Annotated in this window: 20 protein-coding genes and 1 pseudogene; 12 read left to right on the forward strand and 9 right to left on the reverse strand. The window is 66.7% G+C overall.

Annotated elements, in window-relative coordinates:
* A partial coding sequence (locus MIC448_RS14620) for a hypothetical protein (RefSeq protein ID WP_036301390.1) occupies window positions 1–294 on the forward strand: 294 nt, incomplete at its 5' end.
* A 283-nt stretch (window positions 295–577) separates the two neighbouring features.
* Here the strand turns inward: MIC448_RS14620 and MIC448_RS14625 are convergent.
* On the reverse strand, window positions 578–2,032 hold the full coding sequence (locus tag MIC448_RS14625; protein WP_157811225.1) for an SIR2 family protein: 1,455 nt from the start codon (window positions 2,030–2,032) through the stop codon (window positions 578–580).
* 480 nt (window positions 2,033–2,512) lie between these two features.
* Between MIC448_RS14625 and MIC448_RS14630 the strand changes: the two are divergent.
* Window positions 2,513–3,693, forward strand: a pseudogene (locus MIC448_RS14630) (integrase core domain-containing protein).
* A 268-nt stretch (window positions 3,694–3,961) separates the two neighbouring features.
* Here the strand turns inward: MIC448_RS14630 and MIC448_RS14635 are convergent.
* The gene (locus MIC448_RS14635) at window positions 3,962–6,694 is read right to left on the reverse strand and encodes an AAA family ATPase (RefSeq protein ID WP_158497553.1); all 2,733 of its coding nucleotides are present in this window, start codon (window positions 6,692–6,694) and stop codon (window positions 3,962–3,964) included.
* Window positions 6,695–6,848: 154 nt separating this feature from the next.
* On the opposite strand from MIC448_RS14635, the gene MIC448_RS14640 reads away from it, so the two are divergent.
* The 8 genes from MIC448_RS14640 to MIC448_RS14675 all read left to right on the forward strand — a co-directional run bounded on the left by MIC448_RS14640 (window position 6,849) and on the right by MIC448_RS14675 (window position 13,793).
* Window positions 6,849–8,531, forward strand: a complete 1,683-nt coding sequence (locus MIC448_RS14640; RefSeq protein WP_051514092.1) for a SpoIIE family protein phosphatase — start codon at window positions 6,849–6,851, stop codon at window positions 8,529–8,531.
* Window positions 8,515–8,838 (forward strand): STAS domain-containing protein, encoded by a 324-nt coding sequence (locus MIC448_RS14645; protein WP_036301401.1) that lies wholly within the window; start codon window positions 8,515–8,517, stop codon window positions 8,836–8,838. Before MIC448_RS14640 ends, MIC448_RS14645 begins: the two co-directional genes overlap by 17 nt.
* 9 nt (window positions 8,839–8,847) lie before the next feature.
* Window positions 8,848–9,210 (forward strand): STAS domain-containing protein, encoded by a 363-nt coding sequence (locus tag MIC448_RS14650; protein WP_036301403.1) that lies wholly within the window; start codon window positions 8,848–8,850, stop codon window positions 9,208–9,210.
* Window positions 9,211–9,212: 2 nt separating this feature from the next.
* Window positions 9,213–9,935 (forward strand): hypothetical protein, encoded by a 723-nt coding sequence (locus tag MIC448_RS14655; protein ID WP_036301405.1) that lies wholly within the window; start codon window positions 9,213–9,215, stop codon window positions 9,933–9,935.
* Complete coding sequence (locus tag MIC448_RS14660; protein ID WP_036301408.1) at window positions 9,932–11,056, forward strand: hypothetical protein; 1,125 nt, start codon at window positions 9,932–9,934, stop codon at window positions 11,054–11,056. The genes MIC448_RS14655 and MIC448_RS14660 overlap by 4 nt, the downstream gene beginning before the upstream one ends.
* Window positions 11,053–12,213 (forward strand): hypothetical protein, encoded by a 1,161-nt coding sequence (locus MIC448_RS14665; protein WP_036301411.1) that lies wholly within the window; start codon window positions 11,053–11,055, stop codon window positions 12,211–12,213. The genes MIC448_RS14660 and MIC448_RS14665 overlap by 4 nt, the downstream gene beginning before the upstream one ends.
* Window positions 12,210–13,397 carry a hypothetical protein gene (locus MIC448_RS14670; protein WP_036301412.1) on the forward strand — a complete coding sequence of 396 codons (1,188 nt, stop codon included), beginning with the start codon at window positions 12,210–12,212 and terminating at the stop codon, window positions 13,395–13,397. Before MIC448_RS14665 ends, MIC448_RS14670 begins: the two co-directional genes overlap by 4 nt.
* Window positions 13,398–13,565: 168 nt before the next feature.
* Window positions 13,566–13,793 carry an RNA-binding S4 domain-containing protein gene (locus MIC448_RS14675; RefSeq protein ID WP_036301414.1) on the forward strand — a complete coding sequence of 76 codons (228 nt, stop codon included), beginning with the start codon at window positions 13,566–13,568 and terminating at the stop codon, window positions 13,791–13,793.
* A 16-nt stretch (window positions 13,794–13,809) separates the two neighbouring features.
* Here the strand turns inward: MIC448_RS14675 and MIC448_RS14680 are convergent, their stop codons facing one another.
* Together MIC448_RS14680 and MIC448_RS14685 are read right to left on the reverse strand one after the other, a co-directional pair.
* Window positions 13,810–14,466 carry a histidine phosphatase family protein gene (locus MIC448_RS14680; RefSeq protein WP_232711676.1) on the reverse strand — a complete coding sequence of 219 codons (657 nt, stop codon included), beginning with the start codon at window positions 14,464–14,466 and terminating at the stop codon, window positions 13,810–13,812.
* A 386-nt stretch (window positions 14,467–14,852) separates the two neighbouring features.
* Complete coding sequence (locus MIC448_RS14685; protein ID WP_051514096.1) at window positions 14,853–15,515, reverse strand: DUF4166 domain-containing protein; 663 nt, start codon at window positions 15,513–15,515, stop codon at window positions 14,853–14,855.
* A gap of 26 nt (window positions 15,516–15,541) precedes the next feature.
* Here MIC448_RS14685 and MIC448_RS14690 point away from each other — a divergent pair, with 26 nt between their 5' ends.
* A complete protein-coding gene (locus tag MIC448_RS14690; RefSeq protein WP_051514099.1) occupies window positions 15,542–16,570 on the forward strand; it encodes an epimerase in 1,029 nt (342 codons plus the stop codon).
* Window positions 16,560–17,234 (forward strand): TetR/AcrR family transcriptional regulator, encoded by a 675-nt coding sequence (locus MIC448_RS14695; protein ID WP_036301417.1) that lies wholly within the window; start codon window positions 16,560–16,562, stop codon window positions 17,232–17,234. The genes MIC448_RS14690 and MIC448_RS14695 overlap by 11 nt, the downstream gene beginning before the upstream one ends.
* Window positions 17,235–17,237: 3 nt before the next feature.
* Here MIC448_RS14695 and MIC448_RS14700 read toward each other — a convergent pair whose 3' ends face one another.
* From MIC448_RS14700 to MIC448_RS14720, 5 genes are all read right to left on the reverse strand, one after another.
* Window positions 17,238–18,119, reverse strand: a complete 882-nt coding sequence (locus MIC448_RS14700) for a CPBP family intramembrane glutamic endopeptidase (RefSeq protein WP_051514102.1) — start codon at window positions 18,117–18,119, stop codon at window positions 17,238–17,240.
* 135 nt (window positions 18,120–18,254) lie between these two features.
* A complete protein-coding gene (locus tag MIC448_RS14705; protein ID WP_036301420.1) occupies window positions 18,255–18,929 on the reverse strand; it encodes a response regulator transcription factor in 675 nt (224 codons plus the stop codon).
* A complete protein-coding gene (locus MIC448_RS14710) occupies window positions 18,926–20,149 on the reverse strand; it encodes a sensor histidine kinase (protein ID WP_036301442.1) in 1,224 nt (407 codons plus the stop codon). Before MIC448_RS14710 ends, MIC448_RS14705 begins: the two co-directional genes overlap by 4 nt.
* A gap of 87 nt (window positions 20,150–20,236) precedes the next feature.
* A complete protein-coding gene (locus MIC448_RS14715; protein ID WP_081766454.1) occupies window positions 20,237–21,370 on the reverse strand; it encodes an acyl-CoA desaturase in 1,134 nt (377 codons plus the stop codon).
* A gap of 76 nt (window positions 21,371–21,446) precedes the next feature.
* Window positions 21,447–22,241, reverse strand: a complete 795-nt coding sequence (locus MIC448_RS14720) for an SDR family oxidoreductase (protein ID WP_036301423.1) — start codon at window positions 22,239–22,241, stop codon at window positions 21,447–21,449.
* Between the last annotated feature and the right edge of the window lie 165 nt (window positions 22,242–22,406).

Consider the following 22,406-nt stretch of genomic DNA (forward strand, 5'->3'; position numbering starts at 1 on the left):
AAGCCTCCCCATCGGTGGATCGAGGCTAAGCGACTCCTTCGGGAGTTGGCCGACGCGTTCGCGCAGAGCGACTGGGTGGATGAGGCGACTCAGCGCATCAGCGCGATCCGTCGAGAGCACGAGCTTGAGGATTCAACTTCCCCCACAGTGGTCGACTTTGATGGGTTTCGTGGTGCTATTCGTTCTCTCGGAGAAAAAGAGAGACAACAGTACCAAGATGACGCAACGAAGGACCCAGCCGCCAGCCTTCTGGCCGAGACGCCGCCCGCCGTTGCATCCTCCGGGTCGGTTTAGATGCCGAAGATCGCTCGGTGCTGACTACCGCAGCAATCGCTCGATGTCCACAACACAAATTAGAGACCGACACGCGCAGCATCGCTTGAAATCGGCCGCGGACGCTCTCCGCTCATCTGCTTGTGAGATCGCGGAACCGCCGCGACTGGCCTCTTCGGGGCCGCAGCCGCAGCTCTCGTCACTTTCCGTGATGACGACCGACGGTTTGTGGTTCGATGAGGCCTCCAGACGTCCAAGATCTTCTACAGCTGATTACGCAACACTCGAACCTCGATGAACGGGCCTACAGAACACCATCGAGGAACTCGGTGTGCTGCGGCACCTGTCCGGGCCCTAGCGACACCATGATGGCCGAGTGCTCTGACGACAGACCCGGTGAACGTTTCGCCCGAGACGCGGCGTCAGTGGATCGATCGATTAGCCACTGAGTTGGTGGCCTCCGTGACTCCTGCAGAGCCTCGATGTACTGGCCCAGATTTCCGTCATCCAGCGAAAACCACCAGGGTGACTCAATGACTCTGTGGGGTTCGGGCCGCCTAGATCGATACGCCGAATCCCTAAAGGTCGCCAACACCGGCACCCGCTTTAGGTCATCGTCGTCAAGCAACAATGAGCGAGTCGCGATCATGTAGCCCTCGATGTAGCACGCGTCAAAGTACCGCCGCCGCTCGATGGCTGTGACAAAGTGATGGGCGTAGGAATGAACGACGCCTTCCACGGCCCGCGGATCGGAATAAACTCCGCGATGCTTCAGCAGGCGCACCCTCCCTAAAGCGGCAAGCATGCCGTCCTGATACGAGTGCGTGAAAGCACCAAAGGCGCCTGCCTGGGCGAGGAGCACCTCCGACGCGACGTGCGCATCATGGATGACTTGATGCAGCCACTCCGCTCGGCCTAGCCGTGCGTCGGGCACATGGTCGCCTGTCCCTTCAAGCTCCTTCTTCAGAATGTGAGCGAAGTGGCCCCCATCAGTCCTGAGATGCGTCAGCTCCATCTGCGGAGATACTGGCGGATCGACGGGCGTGACAAGGTACGCCTTGCGCCGAAGTCGACCCATCCGCTCGATCACGTTGCGGTAGACGTTCTGAAAATCGGAGTCTGAGAGGGAGTACCCCACGAAGACGATGGTCCTCGTGGACAAATAGTCCCGCAGTTTCGCTCCCATCACTGACTGTGCAAGATCCGCCTCTCGTCGCTCGTAGTCATCGGTTGTTGCGACGATGCTCGACAGGTTCGAGATCGAGCCGTGGAGCTTCATCACGCGGCGTCCGGGAATGTCGAAGAAGGCGAAGTCTTCATCTAGGACGAACGGTCGTGCTCGGGAAAACCGCTCGAAGAAGTCATCCCAGTTCGTCGTGAAGATCGCGTCCAGCTGCGAGATGGTCGAGATTTCTTGATGAAACGCGGTGGTGCGATTCTGTAGCGACTGAAACGTCGATACGTAGTCGAGTCGCTCCATCAGCGTTCGGAGCAGCTCAGCGCGCCCGAACTGGTCCTCAAAGTCTTGCATCACGACGGGGAACGGATCGCTCGACGGGTTTTCCCGCAGCCTGGCCTCGATCTCTTCGTAGAACGTCTCGGGGAAGAGTCCGGGCTTCTCTGTGCTGATGCCTGCACCCGCGAAGATGACAAGTTCCCTGCGGCGCGCTGCGTCAACGAGGTCCTGAGGAAGGGCGACGGAATAGTGAGTGCCGCAAACGGCGCAACCTTCATTGAGCGGAGTGGATGCGAGTGACATTGCGGAGCCCATTCGACGAGGCGCGAGACGGACTCTATTCATACCTCGTATTCCGTGCAAGTCCGAGAAAACTCATCTGGTCCGCCTCGCCGACCCTTCCTCAGCTCGCTGGCGCTCGCGTGCCGATCGTGTGCGCGAGCTCACGATCCATCTCGACGGACATTGTCTGCTCGGAACATCGGTCTCTCCAGGAAGCCGTGACTGATCCGTACGATGTGGAAGTCATTGATCCATACCCACGAGGCTTGAGCCGCGACCCACACGTCCTAAGAGAACTGCGATCCATCAAGACGATCCATCAAGACTGTGATCTATCAGGACATCTCTGACGGTTCTGGATCAATAGATCTCTGACGTTTCGGGGTCGTTTGGTCCTGACACTTCTGCCTCGATGTTTGGGGGATGAGTCGTGTTGAGCCTGTTGATCCTCGTGTCCGTCTCGCGATCGTGCAGTGGCCTTCGGATGCGCCGCGCGGGTCGGTGACGACGTTTTGCCGGGAGCATGGGATCTCGCGGGAGACGTTCTATGCGATCCGGAAACGAGCGGCGGTGGATGGGCCCGTGGCAGCGTTGGAGCCGCGATCGAGGCGTCCGAAGCAGAGCCCGATGCGGCTCGCAGAGAATGTGGCGCAGCAGGCGGTGGCGGTGCGGGCGGCGTTAGAGCGATCCGGCCTGGATCACGGCCCGATCAGTGTTCACGAGAAGATGCGGTCGCTCGGGATGGCGCCGGTGCCCTCGACGGCGTCGCTGGCGCGGATCTTCCGTGACGCGGGAGTAGCGAAAGTCGAACCGCGGAAGAAGCCGAGGGCATCGTTTCGCCGGTTCGTCTATCCGGCCCCGAACGCATGCTGGCAGTTGGACGCGACCGAGTATGTCCTCTCGGGCGGTCGGAAGTGTGTCATCTTCCAGCTCATCGATGATCACTCTCGGTTCGCAGTCGCCTCTCACGTGGCCTGGGGTGAGACGTCGGAAGCGGCGATCGCTGTTGTCCGGAAGGGGATCGAGGCTCACGGTGTTCCGCAGCGACTGCTCAGCGATAACGGGGCTGCGTTGAACCCGTCCCGTCGAGGCGTGCTGGGCCAGCTCGTCTCGTATGTGACCTCTCTGGGGGTCGAGCCGATCACGGGCAAGCCCTATAAGCCGACCACGCAGGGCAAGAACGAACGCTTCCACCAGACCCTGTTCCGGTTCCTCGATAAGCAACCCCTCGCCGACACGCTCGAGCAGTTGCAGGCTCAGGTCGACGTCTTCGATCTGGTCTATAACACCGAGCGTCCGCATCAAGCTTTGCCCGGTCGAATCACCCCGCAACAGGCATGGATAGCGACGGCGAAAGTCGAGCCACCGCGCCCCGCGCCGCGACCCGCGACTCTGCCGGCAGATGACGGGATCCGGATGACACGGGTCCGAGACAACGGCACGGTCTTCGTCCGCGGCATCCGATTCCACATCAGTCGAGCCCTCGTCGGCGCGATCGCCTACGTCGTCGAGGAAGACACCGAACTGCTCGTGTTCGATTATCAAGGCACCCTGCTCATCCAGCAGCCCTGGCCCGCACCCGGCACGAAGTACGTCGGCAGCGGCAGACCCCGCGGGCGCGGCCGCCCCACCGTCTGAGTGTCAGAGATGTCCTGACACATCAACTGTCAGAGATGTCCTGATGCAGAATCGTCAGGCATGTCCTGATACATCACACGATCCATCAAGACATCTCTGAAAGTCGTGCCCACATTTTGCCCACACTTGGTCGAGATTCACCCCGATCGAACCCATTTGAGACCCGCCAAGGAAAGCGAAAATTCCGCGTAATCACGCGGTTTTTGCCGAATATCGCGACACAGTCGAAACCGCCCGCCTGAGTTCGACTCCCGCCGTCGCGTCTAGGTTCGACAGGCCGCAATGCCTCCCGACGTGGGATCACACCCACACTCACCACTCGGTGAGCGTCCATACCTCCGGTCGCCCCGCCGAGCCCTGCACGTCGGCGAAGGCCATCGCTGAGAGTTTCAGCTCCGCCATCGCCTCCTCGTCCTGCCCTTCGGCGTGCAACAGGTCGGCAACGTGCGAGTGCAGGGCCGCGAGGCGGTGTCGATCACCCTGGCGTTCAGCGAGTGCGAGGGACTCACGGGCGGTCTCCAGCGCGAGCGGACCGGCACCGGCAGCCGAGAGTGCTCGCGAGAGGTTGTTGAGCGCAGCGATCAGCAGATCGACGTTCTCAGCCGCACGCGCCCGAGCCACGGCGTTCTCCAGGTGATGCTCCGCGAGCACGACCTCGTTGTTGGAGAGGGCGATCATGCCGAGCACGTTGTCCGCCTGCGTGCGTGCCGCATCGTCGCCTGACGCCACTGCAGCGTCTTCGGCCGCGTGCGCCGTCTCCCGCGCCCGAGCGATTTGGCCCCTCCTGTGAAGCACGAGAGCGAGATCGGCTAGCGCACGCGCTCGTCGACCGCGCGGCCCGCCGGCGGCGGCCAGGTCGCGCGCCGACTCCAGATGCACCTGCGCGAGCTCCCAGTCGCCGAGTCGGTCGTACACACCCGCAATCGCATGCTCGATCTCGGATCGACGTTCCGACTGACCCTCTGCCAGAGCAGACGCCTGGTCGAGCGCCGATAGTGCCTCCTCGTAGCGGCCGAGCCGCACCAGGGCGGCGCCGATCGCCGTATGCACCTCGATGCCGCGCCGACCCATGGCCAAGGCCGCCCGCAACTGAAGGATCGACTCCTCGTACGCGGACACGCTCGCCGATTCCGCGGCGGACGTCACGAACCACGTCGCCGCCTCCTCTTCCCGCCCCGAGGCAGCAAGGTGCTGGGCCACCGAACCGGCCGGTGTCGCACGCGGGTCAATGGCATGACGACGCGCGTAGATATCGGCGACACGCGCATGGAGGAGCCGGCGCCGGGCCAGGGACAGCCCCTGCAGCGCCGCGCTGCGCACAAGGTCGTGCGGCACGTCATACCCGGGGGTGTCGGTGTGTTCCACGAGTAGGCCGCGAGCGACCGCCTCTTCGATCGCCTCGACGGTCTCGGTCTCGTCCCTCCCGCTCACCGCGCGCAGCACCTCGGGCGGCGCGACGGCGCCGATCACGACGGATGCCGTGACCATCTGTCGTGCTGTCTCGGACGCGCCCGCGAACCGAGCCGCGACAATGTCGCGTACCTGATCCGCCTCCGCCTCGGTCGGCGCCGCGGCCACCTCTCGCACCAGCAGCGGAATGCCGCGAGTGCGCCGCAGAACCTCGCTCGCGTCGAGGCCGCCCCCGGTGAGTACGGCGATCTGTCCTTCATCGAACGGCTGAAGCTGCAGTGTCTCGCCGCGTTCGGCGACCGCCTGCTGGAGCGGCCCTTCGGTGAGTCCCGGCGCCCACGCGACGACGAGAAGAAAACCCGGCGGCAGCCGTCGGGCGAGATAACCCAGCAATGCCGCCGACGGGCGGTCAAGCAGTTCCGCGTCATCGACGACGAGAAGCAGCGGGCCCTCGGTCGCGAGCTGCTCGACGGCAGCGCGAACGGCTTCGTGCACCCGCTGCAAGTCGCCCGGGGTGCGAATCGTCCGCGGTGCAGCTCCGTCGATCTGGGTGGCCAGGGCAGCGAGCGGCGCTGCGGATGAACCCATCATCGCCGGCAGGTTCGGCTGGAGTAACAGCAACGATCGCACGAGGTCGTTCGCAGCCGCGTACGCCAGCGACGCCTCGGACTCCCGAGCGGCGATCCGAATGGCGCGGCGGCCGGCGTGACCCGCAATCGTCGCCGCGAGTGCGCTCTTTCCGAGCCCAGGCTCGCCGACGATGCCGACGAGACGCCCAGACTCCGCCACCTCGCGCCACGCATCCGTCAGGCGAGCCAGCTGCACGTCACGCCCGATGAGCTTCGTCGGCGGCGGCGCGGGTACCTCCGACACGACGGCTGTCTGGCGCTGCTCGGCCGAGGCATGTGCCGGCGTGGGCTGCGCGAGTCGGTCGGCGCGGATGTCTTCGTGGAGTGCAAGTGTCTCGGGCAGAGGAGGCACTCCGAGCTCGCGGTCCAGCAGCCGTACCAGACTCCGGTAGGCCTGCAGGGCCGCGGGTCGGTCGCCCGCCCAGGCTGACACCCGGATCAAGTCGGCGTGCGCAGGTTCCGACAGCGGCTCAACGTGGACGCGCCGCCGGGCGTACTCCAGCGCGTCCGGCCAGGACGCGCGCTCGACGGCCGAAACGACGAGCCGGGCAAGAGTGCGCGAGAGCTCGTCCCGCAGCTCCTCGGCGACCCCCAACATCCAATCCTCGAAAGGCGGGCTGTCCCGAAGCGAGAAGCCTTCGAGAAAGTTGTCGGCTGCAAAGCCGGCCGCGCGACGCCAGTCCGCGACATGTGGCGAGGCGATGAGCGTACGGAACTCAACGACATCGCAGTCCACCGCCCCGGCATCCATCCCGACGCGATCGGCGTGCACGACCAGAGCCGGGCCGACCGCGGCCGCCACCGACAGCGTCCGCCTCAGAGTCGCGCGAGCGCGCGACCGCTCGAGATCGGGCCACAGCAAACCGGCGAGCGCCTCACGCCCGAACTCTCGCCCCGACACCGCCAGCAGGGCCAGCAGCGCGACCGCCTTGCGCGTGTCGAACCGCACCTCGGCATCGTTCCGCCACACCCGCGGCGGTCCGAACAGCTCGAGCCGCACCGACACGATCGCCCCCTCGTGCATACCGTAATGCCAGAACGGGGCCCAGCGCGTTCCGAGTTCTCGAATTGCGCGTAGCCGTAACGCTTTCGGAACGCCCGCCGGAGCATCATCGTTGCAGTACCGGTCGCTGTGCGGGCTTCCGGTCGAGGAGGATCCGATGACCGACACGCTGGAGACGGCGGCGCAGACGCCCGCCGACCCACCGGCTGGCGTCGCGCACGACGCGCCGAGCGGAGCCGCGCGCCGACGCCGACGCGCGGAGAAGCGCACGGCTGCGAAGGCCGCGCGACGCCCTGAACTGGGCCCCGCTCCTTCCCGCGCGCGCCGCATCGACATCGAGATCGATCCCGGCGACCCGCTGCTGGTGTACCTGCAGTCCGCGTCCGGCCCGGTCGAGATCGGCGCCCTACCCGCCTACTCTTCCGCCGTCGCGAAGATGATCGCGCAGGAGGTGCAGCTGGTCGTGCCGCTCGTCACCAGTGGCGAACTCGTCGGCATCCTCGCGCTCGGACAGCGCCTGTCCGAGCGGACCTACTCCCGCAACGACCGCCGGTTGCTGGACAGCCTGGCGCGCTACGCCGCACCCGCGCTGCGTCTGGGGCAGCTGATGCGGGTTCAGGAGCGCCAGGCGCGCGAGCGCGAGCGCATCGAGCAGGAGCTGCACGTCGCCCAGCTCATTCAGCAGCAGTTTCTGCCGGCCGAGCTGCCCGAACTCGGCGGCTGGACCGTGGCGGCGTTCTACCGACCCGCCCGCACCGTCGGCGGCGATTTCTACGACCTCATCGAGCTGCCCGACGGTCGGATCATGGTCGTCACGGGAGACGTGACCGACAAGGGCGTGCCGGCAGCGCTCGTCATGGCGAGTACTCATGCACTGCTGCGCTCGACGGCGGCCGTCGTGACCTCTCCCGGGGAGGTGCTGCGTCGCGTGAATGAACTGCTGATCCCGCAGATTCCGACCCATATGTTCGTGACGTGCCTGGTATTGGTGCTCGACCTCGAAAGCGGGCGCACCCACTTCGCGAACGCCGGGCACAACCTGCCCTACGTGCGACGCGGCGACGACGTCGTGCAGCTGCACGCCCGCGGGATGCCGCTGGGGCTGATGTCCGGCAGCATCTACGAAGAGCACGAGACTGTGATCGGCCGTGGTGAGATCGTCCTGCTGTACAGCGACGGCATCACCGAGCAGCACGATTCCGCCGGCGAGATGTTCGGATTCGGGCGCACCGCGGACCTCGTCGCCGGCGCCGGGACGGGCCAGGAGCTCGTCGACGGCGCGGTTCAGGAGCTCGGCATCTTCTCCACGGGTGTCGAACAGGAAGACGACATCACCCTCGTGACACTTCAACGAGGCCGTCGCGGTGGAGCCGCCGAGACCGTGTCGTTCGCGGTGGCGAGCGTGCCGGGCAACGAGCGGGACGCGATGGACCGTGTTGCATCCATCGCGGCGCATGCGCTCGGAGGGGCGCGTCTGAACGCGCTGAAGACCGCGGTGAGCGAGACGGTGATGAACGCCATCGAGCACGGCAACCGGGGGGATGCCACGCTCGATGTGCTCATCGCGGTCCGGCGCACGTCCGACTACGTGACCGTCGAAGTCGCCGACTTCGGGCGCGGACTCCGGCGCGATGCCGAAACTCCCGACCTCGACCTCAAGCTCGCCGGCTTGCAGACGCCCCGCGGGTGGGGCCTGTTCCTCGTCCGGGAGCTCGTGGACAAAGTCGAGGAGTTCAGCGACGGCGACCGCCACGTCGTCCGACTGGCGATGCGTGCGGACGGGAGGGATGCCGCGGGCGGCGTCCAGAGGAACGGAGGGAACCATGAGCCTGAGTCATGAGATCCGGCGACGGGGCGACCGCGTCGAGGTCGTGCTGGCGGGCAGGATCGATCGGGATGCGGCAGACGCCCTCGACGCGGCCTACGCCGCGGCATCCCTCGACTGCCCCGCATCGATCGAACTCGACTTCACCGGCGTCGACTACATCAACTCGACGGGGATCGCTCTGATCGTCGGCGTCCTGGCACGTGCGCGCGCGCAAAGCGTCGGCGTCCGCGCTTCGGGTCTCACAGAGCACTACCGGCACATCTTCGAGATCACCCGATTGAGCGACTTCATCGAAATCGTTCAGCCGGTGGAGAGTTAGGAGGACGATATGGCGCCCGCAGCGATCATGGACGTCACGCACCCGGCTCCGGAGACGGCGGCGATCACGATCTCGGGCGATGTCACCGCAGCGTGCGAAGACGACCTCATGGCGGCGCACGAGCGCGCATCCGACGGCGGCGTGAAGCTCGTCGTGCTCGACTTCTCGGGCATGAACTATATGAACAGCGGCGGCATCGGCATGCTCGTCACGCTTCTCGTCCGTGGACAGCGCCGACAGCAGCGCATCGCGGCGGTGGGATTGACCGAGCACTATCGGCAGATCTTCGAACTGACCCGGCTCGATGAGGCGATCGCCCTCCACGATGACACCACATCTGCGATTGCTGCGTTCGCAGCCCAGGGAGGATGACCATGGTCGAGCACAGCGATGCGGTGCCGCGGGACGCGGCCTATTGGGCGAAGTATGTCGAACGCCTGGAGGTGAGCGATCCCACCGAACCGCACGGCTACAACCTCCAGGGCAGGCGCGTGGCAGGCCCGATGAACGGGTTCGGTCGACTGTGGCAGCGCACATACACTGCCGACCTCGGCACCGAGGTGAGTCCCGAGTCACTCGTCGCCGACTGGCGAGCGCACTTCGGGCAGTATTGGCCGAGGATGGGCCGCTTTCACGGTTCGATCTCGGCGATCGAGCCCGGCGATGTCACAGCCCTGACTGCGGGTGGGGTGACGTCCGGGATCTTGGTCCTTTATGCCGACGACACATCGTTCACCTTCCTCACTCCCGAGGGTCACATGTTCGCGGCGATGATCACGTTCTCTGCCGCGATGGATGCCACGGGCCGAACGATCGCCCAGATCCGCATGCTCCTGCGCTGCTCGGATCCTCTCTTCGAGAGCATGTGGCCCCTTGCCCGTCGCGGCGAGGACGTCTTCTGGCCCGGGGTCCTGCGCAACCTCGCGGCCGCGCACGGCCTGCCGGACGTTGCGGTCGGCGAGCACACGGTGTGCGTCGACCGACGGCGGCTCTGGGCGAACTGGACCAACGTGCGCCACAACGCCGGCATCCGCACGCTCACCCACACCCTGTCCGCGCCGTTCCGACCGCATCGCACCCGGACTTCTGTCCGATGAAGCTTCGCGAGGCGGTTCGCCGAGGGGGCATTCTGGCCCTCTTCGCGGGCTACCTCGCGCTCTGCATCCTCACGATCGTCATGACTGGCGAGAGCTGGACGCTCGCCGCATGGGGCGGCTTCGCAATCGTCGGAACCCTGCTGCTCCTGCGACGTTCGGGTAACGCGATCGGGCGAATCCTGCTCGGCATCGCCTTCTACTGGAGTCTGTACGGGGCGTTCGTCATCCCGGGCGTCGCGGCCGCACTGCCAGTCGGAATCGAGCTGGGCCTTACTGTCTTCGGCTACGCGGTGTGGCTGCTGCTGCCGGTGCTGGTTGTCGTCTTCCCGAGCGGAAAGATCACGACGAAGCTCGGACGCTTCGTGGCCGGCGCGGTAGCGGCCGTCGCACTGACGGTGATCGCAGCTGCTCTCGTCGCGTCCGGCGACCTCGCATTCTCGGGGAGGGTGAATCCTCTGGGTGTTCCCGCTCTCGCGACGGTGTCGGCCGTGGTGACGGGAGACGAGTCGTTCCTCGCCGTGCCCATCGTCGGAGCGGCCGCCCTCGTGGAGCTTGTCATGCGGTGGATGCGGGCGGACGGCGTCACGCGCCTACAGTTCCGGTGGCTCGCGTATGGAACGGCGATGACCGTCGCCATCCTCGGTCTCACCCTCGCCTTCGACGATGCGCCCACCGTCATCGGGACTGTGATGACGCTCGGCATCAACGCGATCCCGATCGCGATCTGGATCGCCGTGACGCGCCACGGACTGTACGAGATCGGCCGGGTCGTCTCGCGCACCGTCTCGTACGCACTTGTGACGGCACTCGTCCTCACCGTCTATGCCGGCGTGGTGACGTCCGTGAGCTGGATGCTCCCCCAGCTTCCGACGGTGGGTGTCGCGCTGGCGACCCTCGCGGCGGCTGCGCTCTTCCTGCCATTGGTCCGTTTTGTCCAGCGCCGCATCGACCGGCGATTCGACCGCGAGCACTTCAATGCGCAGAAGACCGTCGACGCATTCGGCGAGCGCCTGCGCACGGGTCTGGATCCCACTGCGACCGGCGGCGATCTCATCGGCGCGATCGAGCGAACTCTTCAGCCCAGGGTCCTGGGACTGTGGACAGCAGAAGGTTCGCGATGACAGGCGCCGCGCCGCGCCGCGCGCTTCCCTTGGCCGCCGTCGTCGGTGCGCTATTGGTCGCGGCCGCCATCATGATGCTCATCGCGGCTGTGGCGTCCGGACTGCCGGTCGAGAACGTTCCGACTGTCGTGGTGACAGCCGTCGTCACGACGCCGTCGATGGTCCTAGGCGTGCTGCTGCTGATCCAGCGACCGAATCTCTGGGTCGGCGCGCAACTGGCGGCTCTCGGCAGCGTGCCACTCATCACAGCAGTCTGGACGTTCCCCGCTTGGCTCGCCGGGACACTCTGGCAGGTCGTGCCGAACGCGATCTCGTGGCCGTTCTGGCTAATCTCTCCACTTCTGCTGGCCTTCACCTTCCCCGACGGCCGGGCACTCTTGCCCCGGTGGCGACCGGTGCTGTGGGCCGTGCCGCTCACCGCCGCCGCGTCGATCGCGGCGATACTGCTGGCGCCGTCGGAATGGGAATACTCGGGTCTCGAGCCGCCGCCGCTTCCTCCCGAGTCGGTGACCTCCGCGCTCTCCACGGCATGTCTGGCCGCGCTGCTGTGTCTGTTCGCGCTAGCCGTGGTCAGTGTGTTCCTGCGATATCGACACGGAGACGGCATCGTGCGGCTCCAGGTGCGGTGGCTCGCGCTCGTATTTCTGATCCTGCCGATCGGCATGGTGGCCGCGCTCGCAAGCGTGGCCCTGGTCGGCGAGGCCGCGCTGATCGGCTCGGTCTTCCTCGGCGCGGCTGCGCTCGCGCTTCCGGTGGCTGTATGGGTCGCCGTGAGCAGGCATGGTCTCTACGAGATTGGTCGCGTCGTTTCACGGACGGTGTCGTACGCGATCGTCACAGCCCTGGTGATCGGCGTGTATGTGACGGTGGTCACTTCGGTCACGTGGCTCCTGCCTGGGGTGCAGACGGTCGGCGTAGCGCTCGCGACTCTCGTGGCTGCCGCCGTCGCCCTCCCCGTGCTGCGTATCATCCAGCGCCGCATTGATCGCCAGTTCGACCGCGAGCACTACGTTGCCCAAAGAGTCGTCGACGATTTCGGCGAAAGCCTGCGCACGGGAACCGACCCACTGACGGCCGCCGAAGACCTCACCAGCGCGGTCGAGCGGACCTTGCAGCCCGTGGCGATCGGCGTCTGGACCACGGGACCTCGATCATGAGGAGAGGAAGTGGCTACCGCGGTGATCGCGCTCTCGCGTGGCCGGCATTCCTGGCCGCCGCGGTGGTCGTCGCGATGCTCATTGTGACGATCGTTGCCTCTGCGGCCGCCGGACGCCCCGTGGCGGACGCCGCGCCCTTCCTCATCCTCCTGACGATCTTCGTCGTGGTCGGCTGGCTGCTGTCGTGGAAGCGCCCGCGCAACCCGATCGGTTGGCTGCTCCTGCTGATCCCCGGTCTGTTCACGATCGGCACCCCCGCGACGCTTCTCGGCGAAGCCCTGGTCGATCACGCACCCAGTGTCTCTGCGTGGCTGTTCTGGTACGGCTACGACCGCGAGGACACGTGGAGCTGGTTGCCCCCGATCGGACTCCTGCTCACCCAGATCCCGCTCCGATTCCCCGACGGCGCGGTGCCGACGCCGCGATGGCGCTGGTTCTCCTGGTACACGATCACCACGCTCGTCCTCGCAAGCGTCGCACTGTCGACGCTGTCGGTCGAGGTCTATCCCGGCATCCCGAACCGGGCGCACGTGCCCGCACTCGTCGAGAATCCGCTCACCATCCTGGTGTCGTTCGGCGCTCTGGCGATCGCCTTCGTCGGCTCCCTCGCCTCTCTCGTCGTACGCTACCGGCGCGCGGGCACCGTCGAACGCGCGCAACTGCGATGGATGCTGTGGGCAGTCGGGCTGGCCGTCGCGATCCTGATCACGAGCTGGGTCACACCCGACCCATGGATGGGGATCACCGGCATCGTGCTTGTGTCGTACGGGCTGATCCCCGTCGCGATCGCGATCGCCGTACTCCGGTATCGCCTGTACGAGATCGACCGGATCATCTCGCGCACGGCGACATACGCCATAGTCACAGCCGTCGCCGTGGCGATCTACGCGGTTATCGTGACCTCGGTCGCGTGGCTGCTCCCGGACGCCACCACCCTCGGCGTCGCGCTTGCGACTCTCGTCGCAGCGGCGGTGTTCCTCCCCGTTCTGCGCGTGTCTCGCCGCGTCCTCGACCGCAGGTTCAACCGTGCGCAATACGATGCCGAGCGCGTGGTCGATGCCTTCGGCGAACGACTCCGGACACGAGCGGATCCACACACCGCGGCATCCGACCTCACTGCGGCCGTGGAACGCACGCTCGAGCCATCCGTTCTCGGCCTCTGGACCCGCGAACGAAACGAGTGAGCCCCGATCATCGACCGCTGTGAACCGACGTGCCCTCTCCCGGAAGATCGCCCATGAGATCAGTGATGCCCTCGGACCCACGAGCGGCTGATAAGCGAACCAGCCGAACGAAACGGGGGTGAGCAGCCCGACCGCAACGAGGTGCCGGCCGTCGGCTAGCCTTCCGGAATGACGAATTCAGCTCCGGTCGACGACATCTCGATCGGCGGCGACATGATCCGCCTCGGTCCGTTCATGAAGTTCGCGGGACTGCTGGACTCCGGTGGCGAGGTCAAAGAAGCGATCATCGACGGTCTGGTGACGGTGAACGGTGACGTCGAGCGTCGTCGGGGGCGCCAGCTCCATGTCGACGACATCGTCGAGTTCGGCCCGCGCACCGTCCGCGTGTGCCCGTAGCGCTGAACCACGCGGCTCAGGACTCCGACGGCGCCATCGGCAGCGCGAGTCCGTAGTTCCACGACAGGATGGCCGGCTGCTCGCGGTAGTAGCTCAGCACCGACACCGACCCGGCATCCAGGGTGATCTGGGCACCGAAACGGGGAGCCATCCGCAGGTAGACGGCCGTCAGGATTCGCAGGAAGTGGCCGTGCGCGACCAGCGCGACATCCCCGTGGGTCATGGCCGGCAGCACACGCGTCAGCACCCGCGAAGCGCGTCCCGCGACCTCTTCAACCGTCTCCCCGGGGGTCTTGCCGCGGATCACACCGTGCGTGAATGCGCTCCAGTCGTAGCCGAGTTCGGCACGGATGTCTCGGGTCGTGCGCCCTTCGAACCCGCCGTAGTCCCACTCGACGAGGAGGGGATCGACCTCGGCGTTCAGACCCGCTAGCTCTGCCGTGCGCCGAGCCCGCTCGAGCGGCGAGGTCAGGATCAGCGAGAAGTTGTAGTCCGCGACCAGCTCACCCGCACCTCGCGCGAGGTCCTCGCCATGCGCAGTGAGCGGGATGTCCGTCAGGCCCGTGTGTCGGCCGAGCTTCGACCACTCGGTCTCGCCGTGGCGGAGCAGGACGAGCTTTCCCGAGGGGTTGTCCGGGGCGGGGCGATCGGGCAGCGGATCGTTGATGGGCACACCGCAACCCTAGAGCCCAGGACGATTCGAGGTCGCGCCGAGAGCTGACGAGATCGCGCGGCCGGCCGTCACCCGACGCCGAGGATTTCTTCGAGGCGGGCGATCGGGTCGTAGAGGCCCGCATCGAGGATCCATCCTCATCCCGGGCCTCCGTGCCCGATTCTTAAACGGTAGCCACCCGTGGCGGCACCACCGGGCCCGTCCGATGTTCACGAGATGGCGACGTTCGGTGGTCGCACGCGATCACGGCGGATGCGGCGCGCCCGGCGGACATCCGAGAGGTTCGGCACCCATTCGACCCCCGGAAAAGGCGTCATGAGCGCACTTCTGCACCATCGGCCCTCTCGGATGTACGCAAGCGCGCTCGAACGACGGCCGCAGCACGACTAACCCGCTCCCGGCACCTCAGGGGGTTCCTCGTCGCGCCTCACCTCGTACGTGAAGTCCCCCGAATACCCGTAGATCTCACCCATCACGGGGGCGAGGATGCGCAGTTCCACGCGCTGGGCCCCAACCGGGAGCGCCTGCTCCGTGAGAAGCACCCGGACCACGCGAGGCAGGGGCAGGCGCAGACCCCACAGGCGCAGAGCGAGTCGCTCGCTCTCCATCCGCAGCCGGCCTTCCGAGACGCGCATCGAGAGCTCGACCTCGATCTCGCCCTTCGCCCCGATGCGATCAACGAGTCGCTCGCCGTCGATCCGCATCACGTCGCGCATCGCCCGCGTTCCGTTCACGAATTCGAATGTGCGTACCGCGCTCAACGTGCCATCCGGATGCGGGATGTTCCGGACGGAGAACGGCACATCCGCGCCTTTCTCGGCGAACGCGATCCCGCGCCGCGCGAGCACGGCGAACAGGGGCCGAAGCGCTCGTACGCACAGGCCCGCCACACGGTAGCGCCCCGAGCCGACGCCCACGAACCCCTCCGGTATGAGGCCGAAGTACCTCTGCAGCTGTGGATCGAGCGCGCCGAAGTCGTCGCCCAGAACGCGCTCGTAGACCGATACCCCGGGGGAGCCGCCTTCGACCGAAGCCCGTTTACTGAACATGTTCAGAACGGTAGTACAGTTTTGGCATGAACACGAAGCGCTCACCCGTCGCGGTCGTCCTCGGGGCATCCGGTTTCATCGGGAGCGCCGTCGCCGACGCGTTCGTCGCGGATGGGTACGACGTCCGTCTCGTCGGTGGTCGCTCCGATGGGCGGTGGACGGACGCAGACACGCTCCGTCGAACTGTCGCAGGCGCGGACGTGGTGGTGAACTTCGCCGGAAAGTCGGTGAACTGCCGCTACACAGACGCCAACCGGAACGCGATCCTCGAATCCCGCGTGCGAACGACGCGCGCCCTGCGAGAGGCGATCGCGTCGGCCGAGAATCCTCCGCGCGTGTGGCTGAACGCGTCGACCGCAACGATCTACCGGCACGCAATGGATCGGGCGAACACCGAGAGCGACGGCGAGATCGGATCGGGATTCTCCGTCGATGTCGCGACCTCCTGGGAGCGAGAGTTCTTCGCGGGCACGCTCCCCCACACGCGCCGCGCCGCGCTGCGGATGGCGATCGTCGTCGGCGACGGGCCAGCGGCTCGGATGCTGCTGACGATCGCGCGGTTGGGGCTCGGTGGACCCCAGCACGATGGATGGTGCCCACCGCATCACCGCTACCGAGGCATCGGCGTTCGCCCGACCGGGCAGGACCGCGCGCCCTGGTATCGCACCCGCGGGCGCCAGAAGTTCAGCTGGGTACACGTTGACGACGTGGTCGGCGCGATCCGGTTCATCCGCGACGACAACAGGCTCAGCGGCCCGATCAACATCGCGTCCCCCCGGCCATCCGACAACCGCACACTCATGCGAACCCTGCGTCGCGTTGTCGGTGCACCCGTGGGGGTCCCGACGACCAGGTGGATGCTCGAGCTGGGCATGATGGCACTTCGCACCGAGCCCGAACTCATCCTGAAGAGCCGATGGGTGACCCCCCAGACACTCACCGATGCGGGCTTCACCTTCGCCCATACCGATCTCGAAGCGGCACTGGTCGACGTGCACCATGGTCGCCGTGCCCACCGCTCGAACGCCACGGAGAGGAGCGCGGATGTCTCGTGACCTACCGGCCCGAAAGGGCGAACAGACCCGGCAGAGAATCCGCGGTGCGGCGCTTCGGTCGTTTCGCGACAACGGCTACGACGCGACGACGGTCAGGAAGATCGCCGAAGAACTCGGGATGTCCGTGGGAGCCACCAACTACCACTTCCCCTCGAAGAACCACCTCATTCAAGAGCTGTATCTCGACGTGCAGGAGGCGCACCGCGCGGCGGCCGAACCGGGACTGACGGACGAGAGTCGGCTGATCGAGCGCCTCCGGATCGCGTTCTCGACCGGTCTCGACCAGCTCACGCCGTACCACGCGCACGCGGGCGAGTTCCTGTCGGCCGCGGTCTCGCCGCGCTCGCCGATCAACCCGCTGTCGACGGAATCGGCCGAGGCTTTCGCGATCGTGGAGGACCTCTTCGCACAGGCGGTGAACGGTGCCGCGAGCACCGGTCTACCCGATGACATCCGTTCGCTGCTCCCTCGTGCGCTCGTGCTCGCACACCTGCTGCTCGCGCTGTACTGGGTCTACGACACGTCCGAGGGCCAGCGCCGCACGCGGAGCCTCCTCGATCGCGGGCTCAAGCTGTTTGCGCGCCTTGTGCCCCTGACCCGGCTGCCCGTCCTGCGCGGGGCCGTGCGCGATGCTCTTGCCCTCGTCACAGAGGTGCGCGCCTGACGATCACGTCGGCGAATGCCGCGCACCCGCACCGAGATGGCCACGCGTGACCGCGACGAGCACGATCGCCGTGAGCCCGAATCCGATGAGCACGGGAAGTAGTCCGTATTCGTTGAAGATCGGCGCGGGGAAGAGCGGAGCGGCAACCCGGTTCGCGAAGGTGTTGAACGATGCGTGCATCAGAATCATGATCAGCAGGCTGCCGCCGACGTGGTTGAAGACCCAGGTCATGATGACGGTGAGCGCGATGATCATCGCACCGAACATGACGATGTTGGCGACGGTGGGAGGAGTCCATACACCGCTCCAGAACAGCGGGAGGTGCCACGCCGCCCACACCGCGCCGAGGATGAGGCTCCCCCACAGCGGGCCGTGGCGCTGTTGCAGGCGCGGCAGCGCGAAGCCTCGCCATCCGGGCTCCTCCCCGAGTGGACCGCCGAGGAAGAACGTCAGAACGAACGCCATCGGATAGGCGGCCAGAGCGACGAAGGCCGCGGGGTCGAACCAGGACAACGCGCCGGGGACGAGCACGGCACCGAGCAGCACGATGAGCGGTATCCCGAGGAGAACGAATGCGTACCACAGCACGCCGACCCGCCAACGGACGAACCGTCGCAACAGGCCGGCGACGCCTGAGGTGCCCTCGATCAACGCGGTGACGACGAATGCCCCGAGCAGGGGACCGAACGTGGCGGCAATGATGGAGATCGCGACGACGGGCGCGGGAAACGGCGCGATGAAACCCTGCGCCGAAAGCGCCACCGGCACCTCGATGAGCCACGAGAATCCGAAGGCAACGAGCAGATAGCAGGCGAGGGAGTGGCGCTGCGCGATACCGCGCGCTCCGGCTCGCGGTGTTCGCGTCGAATCGTCGGTGACCGCCATCCTGCGTTCCTCTCCGGGCACGCCCACGGCGCGTGACGCGCTCAGTTTGGCATCAGTACCGCTCGCTACGCCATCCGGACACCGCGCGCGATCCGCGACGTGCGCGGCCGGATGCTCTTGCCACAGAACCCCGGGCTATTCGCGCGGAACAACGAGTCCCGATTCATACGCCACGACGACGGCCTGCGCTCGGTCACGCAGGTCGAGCTTGTTGAGCATGCGGCTGACGTGGCTCTTCACGGTCTGCTCGGCGAGCACGAGCTCACCGGCGATCTCTCGGTTCGAGAGACCTCGCGCGACGAGCGTGAGCACATCGCGCTCGCGGGGAGTCAGCGCGTCGAGCGAGACGGGCTGCGCCGGCGGCGTCATGGTGCGAACGAAGTGCTCGATCACCCGCTTCGTGACGGCGGGGTCGAGCAGAGCGTCGCCTCGCGCCACGACCCGAACCGCTGCGGCGAGGTCATCCGGGAGGGCGTCCTTGAGAAGGAACCCACTGGCCCCCGCTCGCATCGCCTCGTAGACATAGTCATCGATATCGAATGTGGTGAGCATCAGGATGCGTGGGAGTGAACCGTGCCTGGCCGCATCGTGCTCAGACAGGATGCGGCGCGTCGCCTCGATGCCGTCGAGGTGGGGCATCCGGACGTCCATCAGGATCACATCCGGCTGCAGCGCGCGAGACATTTCGACAGCCTGCACGCCGTCCGCGGCCTCCCCGATCACCCGGATGTCGCCGGTGGCGCCGAGCAGGGCGGAGAAGCCCGCGCGCACCATGGCTTGGTCGTCGGCGATGAGGACGCGGATGCTCATTCTCCCTCCGATTCGGATGAGACATGGAGGGGAAGGACGGCGTGGATCTCGTACCCACCGTCTCCGGTCGGGCCGAACGACAGCGTGCCGCCGACACCGGCCGCACGCTCGCGCATACCGAGCAGGCCGCTGCCCTCGGTGGTGGGCGGGTGGGGCTGGCTTGTCTGCTCCGTGCCGGGTCGATTCGCGCCGGATCGATTCCTGACCCGCAGATCGAGATTCTGGTCGCGGTGCACCCGCACCTCGACCGCGGCACCGCGCGTATGGCGCCGCACATTGCTCAGCGCCTCTTGCACGATGCGGTAGGCGCTGAGTCCGACAGCCTCATCGACTCCCTCGTCGGAGAGGGAGTCGGCTCCCCGCAGGCGAACCTGGAGCCCGGAGCGCTGCGACTGCTTCACCAATTCGGCGATGCCCGAGAGCCGGGGTTGAGGGGTGCGGGCGATCGGGACGTCCGGCTCGCGCAGCACCCCGAGCAGCGAGCGCATCTCGGTCAGCGCCTTGCGGCTCAGCGCGGCGATCTCGTCGAACTCGTGTCGAGTGGGGGCGTCCACCTGGGGCAGACGCGCCTGGGCGCTCGTGGCCTGGATCGTGATGGTCGACATGCTGTGCGCGACGATGTCGTGCAGCTCACGGGCGATCCGTGTCTTCTCCTCGGCGACCAAACGCCGCGCGCGCTCATCCTCGGTCAGCCGACGCTCACGCACCAGCTGCTGGCTGACTGCCTGCCACTCGCGCGCCAGGTTGCCGACGGCGAGGGCGATCCCCCCGATGCAGGCGAAGACCACGAGATTGGCCGCCACCGATTCCTGATCGCGCGACGGGACGACGAGAAGCGCAAGCACACCCGACAGCGCGACGACCCCGATCAATGTCCCGGCGCCGAGCAGCCAGCTGGCGCGATATCCCAGAGCGGCCACGACCAGAGCCTGGGTGATCATCGTCGTCACCGCCCACGGCCAGGGCGCCTCTCCGGCGTGGGCGGAACCCATGATCACCGGTGCCCCGGCGATCGAGAGCATCGCGGCGACTCGAGGGCGGATCAGCGCGAGGGGGAGCGACGCGACCTGGGCGAGCACCCCGACGAACAGCACCAGCAGCAGGCCGTCGTAGATGCTGGCGCCCAGGGCGACCGAGACCACGACGAGGGCGATCGCCGCCGCTGCCGCCGCAATGCGCAACCACGCCTCGCGGCGGCGGGAGAGCCTGGGGGTGACCATGCCGAAATGGTACGCGGCCGAAATGGTACGCGGACGAAATGGTACGCGGACGAAAACCGTCACGCGGCCGAAATCGGAGCGCCCGCGTCAGCGCAGCTGGGTCGACAGAGGGCAGTCGAAGGGATCGGCGTACTTCAGCCCGACCTTCTGCAGGTACCTCAGCACGATCCGGTACGACCCGACCAGGGTGGTCTCGGTGTACGCGATCCCCTCCGCGGCACAGAAGGCGCGCACGACGGGTCGGGCCCGGCTCAGGTTCACGCTCGGCATGCTGGGAAAGAGGTGGTGTTCGATCTGGAAGTTCAGTCCGCCCATGCCGGTCGCCACCAGCGGGCCACCGCTGATGTTGCGCGACGTCAGTGTCTGCCGGCGCAGGAAGTCGATCGACATGTCCTTCGGGATGATCGCCATGCCCTTGTGATTGGGGGCGAAGCTGCCTCCCATGTAGACACCGAAGATCGCGAGCTGCACCCCCATGAATGCAAGTCCCATCAGCGGCCCCGCTGCGAGCAGAACCACGATCGGGAATCCGATCAAACGGATGGCGAGCAGCGCCGCCTCCAGGCCGCGGGCCTTGACGGGTTCGCGGCCGACCACGGCCTTCACCGCATTGATGTGCAGGTCGACCCCGGCGAGCGTGAGGATCGGGAAGAAGAACCAGTGCTGCCGCGCCATGATCGCCGCGCGCCAGCCGGTGTGCTTCGCAGCATCCTCCTGTGTGAAGACGATGGCACCAGGCATGATGTCGCCGTCCTTACCGACCTTGTTCGGGTTCGCGTGGTGCTTGGAATGCTTGTTCATCCACCACCCGTAGCTCAGGCCGACCAGCAGGTTCCCGAAGATGCGCGAGACCCATTCGTTGCGTTTTCCCGAGGCGAAGATCTGCTTGTGCGCGCCATCGTGCGCGAGGAAGGCCGTCTGGGTGAACAGCACCGCGAAGAAGACCGCCACCAGAAGCTGCCACGGTGACGAGCCCAGACTGAACAACGCCACGAATCCGCCGACATAGCCGGCGAGCAGGATCAGACTGCGAACGAGATACCAGCCCCGGCGGCGCTCCATCAGCCCCATGCCCTTGATGGTGCTCGCAAGTTCGGCGTAGGTGCTGCCGTTGCGCTCCTGCGCTCCCCCGGGCGCGACCCGTCGCGGAACCGTGGTGCGCACGCCTGTCGAGGTCGGACCGATCCCGGTCGCGCGGTCAAGAGTCCCCTGAGTAGCCATATCAAAACGCTACGGACAGCCTCCCTCGAGCGCGTCCCGCCAGGGAGCGTATTCGACCCGCTACCCCGGTAGCGGGTCAGGCCTGGCGCCAGTCATCCGATTCGATGTGTGACCCGGCCTGGGGCCCCATCTGCAGCATCCCGCCGTCCACGGCGTATGAGGCACCCGTCACGTACGACGCCGCGGGTGACGCGAGGAACGCGACGACCGCAGCGATCTCGCCGGCATCGCCCGGCCGACCGAGCGGTACACCCGGACGATCCGTGCCTCGCGGATCCTCGTCTTCCTGCCCGGTCATGGGTGTCACGATCTCGCCCGGAGCGACCGCGTTGGCCGTGATGCCCTCGCGTCCGAGCTCGAGGGCGATGGTCTTCATGAGGCCGCCGAGACCGTGCTTGGCAGCGTCGTACGCCGCCGAGCCGACCCGGGGCTGATGCTCGTGGACGCTCGTGATCGCGATGAGTCGGCCGCCGTCGCCCCCGACCATGTGCCGGGCTGCGCGCTGCAGGCAGACGAAGGCCCCCTCGAGGTCGACGCTCACCGTGTGGCGCCACTGTTCGAGGGTCAGGTCGAGGAACGGTGCGGTGTCGCCCGTACCGGCGTTGTTCACGAATACGTCGAGCCCACCGAGTTCGGCGGTCAGCTCGTCGATGACGTCGCCGCACGCGGGGATGTCCGAGGTGTCGAGTCTGCGCACCACCGCCCGCCGACCGAGCGCCTCGACTTCGCGTGCGGTGCCGCGGGCGCCTTCCTCATCCGAGTGCCAGGTGACACCGACGTCCATTCCGGCCGCGGCGAGCGCGACGGCGGTCGCCTTGCCGATACCCGAATCGGAGCCGGTCACGATTGCGCGAGTGGGTTGGAATGTCATGCACCGAGGATCGTCCGGACGAAAACCGTGCGGTACGGGGTTGACAGAGTCTGTGCAGGTCCCGACGCCTCTTTCTCCTCCCGTGCGACCGCGATTGCGAGACGTCGTGAGATGTGAGAACTCTCATCTTTTCGCCGCGATTTCGGCGTGATTCGGGGGCTTTTC

It is taken from the genome of Microbacterium sp. C448 (genome assembly GCF_000582705.2).
Lineage (GTDB): Bacteria > Actinomycetota > Actinomycetes > Actinomycetales > Microbacteriaceae > Microbacterium > Microbacterium lacus_A.